Raw genomic sequence first — 2,507 nt, forward strand, 5'->3', positions numbered from 1 at the left:
AATCAATATCTGAAGGTGATTTTTATAATACAAAAAATCACTTTGCAATTTGAAATTCAACTCCCACAAGAAGAGTTGAATTTAAATATACAAAGTGGAATTTAGTTTTTCATTTCACCCTCTTTACATAATATATAATTATTTAAAAATATATTTTCAGTTCAATACTTAAGCCACTAAAACATCAATCAGATAAACGATATATTTTAATAGTTTTACATTTTATAATCATTGGCACATTATTTACAAAATATAAATAATGTTCAAATCCATTTGATAAAACAATGCATTCAGAAATAAGTATTGCATCAAACCCAAATTCTTCATTAAAATCTTTCTGTAAAGAAAAATAATAAACTGCCTCATATTTACACAAAAATCTCTTTTCATCATACTCCAAAATCATTTCAATGTTTGCTAATCGTTGATCATGTTCATCCCAAAAAATATCCATTGAAAATTTTTCAATAGTATAATCATTAATCATTCCATTTTTTAAAATATGATATGTTTGTTCATCAAAACAATCACGATTCTTTTCAAGATAATTTTCATATTCCAAAAACTCATTATTAAGTTTTTTTAATGATGAATCTTCATCAAAATAACTTTTCAAAAATCTCATCAATCATTCTCCTATATAGCCAACAACAATGATCCCCAAGCACCAATACTACCTAATGAAAAAATCATCAAACCAACAACAGAAACAAATATCGCAATTGCAATAATTATATCAGTTGTCTTTTTTAAATTTAGTTTTTTCGCTTTTATTTTGCTCTTTGCTTCTTTCATTTTTTTTAAATCACTTTGACCTTTTTTATAATCTTTAAGATTTCTTGCTTTTTTTTGAATATCTTTAGGTACTCCTGCTGAACCTAATGTCTTGCCATGAGATTTACTACCATCCACACTTTCAACACCTTTTACCTTGCCTTTTTCAACATGTACATGAGGTTTTCCAGCACCTGTATGAGGCTTATCTACTCTTGCTTTCCAACCCTTACCTAAATCATGCCATTGACCATAACCTCTCGTGACATCAGTAACTTCAGGAGTAAAATAAAATGATTCAGTTACTTCTACATTAGATAATAATTCCTCTAACTTATCTATATCATTTTCACTGATTTCTTTTTGATTAATAATACCTTGAATCTCTTGTATAACATCTATCTGCTCTTTTGCCTCTACTTGAGAACAACTAGCAATAAACATTGTTAATGAAAAGACTGCAATAAAAAACCTTTTTATATAACTCATTGTTTCCATCCTTTATTAAATTTTTTTGTGTACACAATGGTTATATTATAGCAAACTTTTTGCATCCGTCAATTCAAATACACTCATGTAAAATAATATTTAAAATACAATATAAGCAAACAAAAAATTAATTGTTAATTTAATTTTTCAATTTTTCTTTTCTACAAATACAATTCTTATTACTTTCACTTATATTACTATATACTTTTTTATCTAACATACAATAATCACAAACCTGCTTTCCTTCAGGAATCTGCATTCCACAACATACACATTTATTACTACTAAAATAAATAATCTCTTTCATGTATTCTACTCAACTCCTTAAAATAATATAAAAAAGAAGATTTAATTCATTAATCATTTAATGATTCTTAATTAAATCTTCCTTCCATTTTTAATCTTGTACTTCAATAACAAGTTTTAATCCTAAATTATTAAAGATCTTTATCAGTGTTTCAATTTTAGGTGAAATCTTATAAGTTTCAATTCTTCCAATGGTTGACTGTGGTACATGGCATCTTAGAGCAAGTTCTTTCTGACTTATCCCTAAACTATGTCTTCTATCTATAATTGTCGCAACAATATCTGAAGCCTTTTCTATCTCAGTAATAAGTTCATAGCCATATTCATCTTCATTTTTTATTTTTTCTTTATATTCATTCCATGATGTCATAACCTATCACCCTTCTTTCGATTCAAATAATCATCTCTTTCATTTTTAGCTCTCACAATTTCTTTTTTTGGTGTTTTCTGTGTCTTTTTACGAAAGTGATGTAATAAAACAAACTGATCATTATCATAATAGAAGTAAAATATCCTATTAAATCCTGGTCTTAATTCCCATATACCATCTTCAATAAATTTTGTATAATTATCACCTAATCTTGTGCCAACTTTAGAAAGCAGATCAATATAAAACAAAATCTGTTTTAATTGTATTCTATCATTCTTGCTGGTTTTAGATTTTTCTTTTAATTCATCTAAAAATTCTTCAATATCAGAATGATTATCCTTATCAGAATAAAATTCTACCCTATACATAATTTATACTCCACTTCTGATCTTTATATTCATATAATAGCATATATGCTATTAAAAATAAATATCTTTTTTTCTTTCTCACGTCAACTTCTACTAAAATTATACATCTATATAGATATCAAGCCATTAGTTCTTATCTAATGGCTTGATGACTTCTCTAGCGAATTCTATATATTCTTTTTCATTGATTCCTATTTGTT

The 2,507-nt window shown here is 26.2% G+C and carries 5 protein-coding genes; all 5 read right to left on the reverse strand.

What is annotated here, in order from left to right; genetic code table 11:
* Positions 1-184: 184 nt before the first annotated feature.
* Positions 185-625: a hypothetical protein gene (locus tag B5G32_RS13385; protein WP_087304220.1), complete on the reverse strand. Its 441-nt coding sequence runs from the start codon at positions 623-625 to the stop codon at positions 185-187.
* A gap of 11 nt (positions 626-636) precedes the next feature.
* Complete coding sequence (locus B5G32_RS13390) at positions 637-1,263, reverse strand: hypothetical protein (protein ID WP_204209766.1); 627 nt, start codon at positions 1,261-1,263, stop codon at positions 637-639.
* Positions 1,264-1,402: 139 nt separating this feature from the next.
* Entirely contained in the window at positions 1,403-1,570 is a 168-nt protein-coding gene (locus B5G32_RS13865; RefSeq protein WP_158094034.1) for a hypothetical protein, read from the reverse strand.
* 90 nt (positions 1,571-1,660) lie between these two features.
* Entirely contained in the window at positions 1,661-1,939 is a 279-nt protein-coding gene (locus B5G32_RS13395; protein ID WP_087304218.1) for a helix-turn-helix transcriptional regulator, read from the reverse strand.
* A complete protein-coding gene (locus tag B5G32_RS13400; protein ID WP_087936946.1) occupies positions 1,936-2,307 on the reverse strand; it encodes a type II toxin-antitoxin system RelE/ParE family toxin in 372 nt (123 codons plus the stop codon). The genes B5G32_RS13395 and B5G32_RS13400 overlap by 4 nt, the downstream gene beginning before the upstream one ends.
* Positions 2,308-2,507: the final 200 nt, after the last annotated feature.

The organism is Massilimicrobiota sp. An80 (assembly GCF_002159255.1).
Lineage (GTDB): Bacteria > Bacillota_I > Bacilli_A > Erysipelotrichales > Coprobacillaceae > Allocoprobacillus > Allocoprobacillus merdigallinarum.

Coding starts and splice junctions, on each gene's coding strand:
- B5G32_RS13395 (WP_087304218.1), bottom strand. CDS start 1,939: ATGACATCATGGAATGAATATAAAGAAAAAATAAAAAATGAAGATGAA.
- B5G32_RS13400 (WP_087936946.1), bottom strand. CDS start 2,307: ATGTATAGGGTAGAATTTTATTCTGATAAGGATAATCATTCTGATATT.
- B5G32_RS13865 (WP_158094034.1), bottom strand. CDS start 1,570: ATGAAAGAGATTATTTATTTTAGTAGTAATAAATGTGTATGTTGTGGA.
- B5G32_RS13385 (WP_087304220.1), bottom strand. CDS start 625: ATGAGATTTTTGAAAAGTTATTTTGATGAAGATTCATCATTAAAAAAA.
- B5G32_RS13390 (WP_204209766.1), bottom strand. CDS start 1,263: ATGAGTTATATAAAAAGGTTTTTTATTGCAGTCTTTTCATTAACAATG.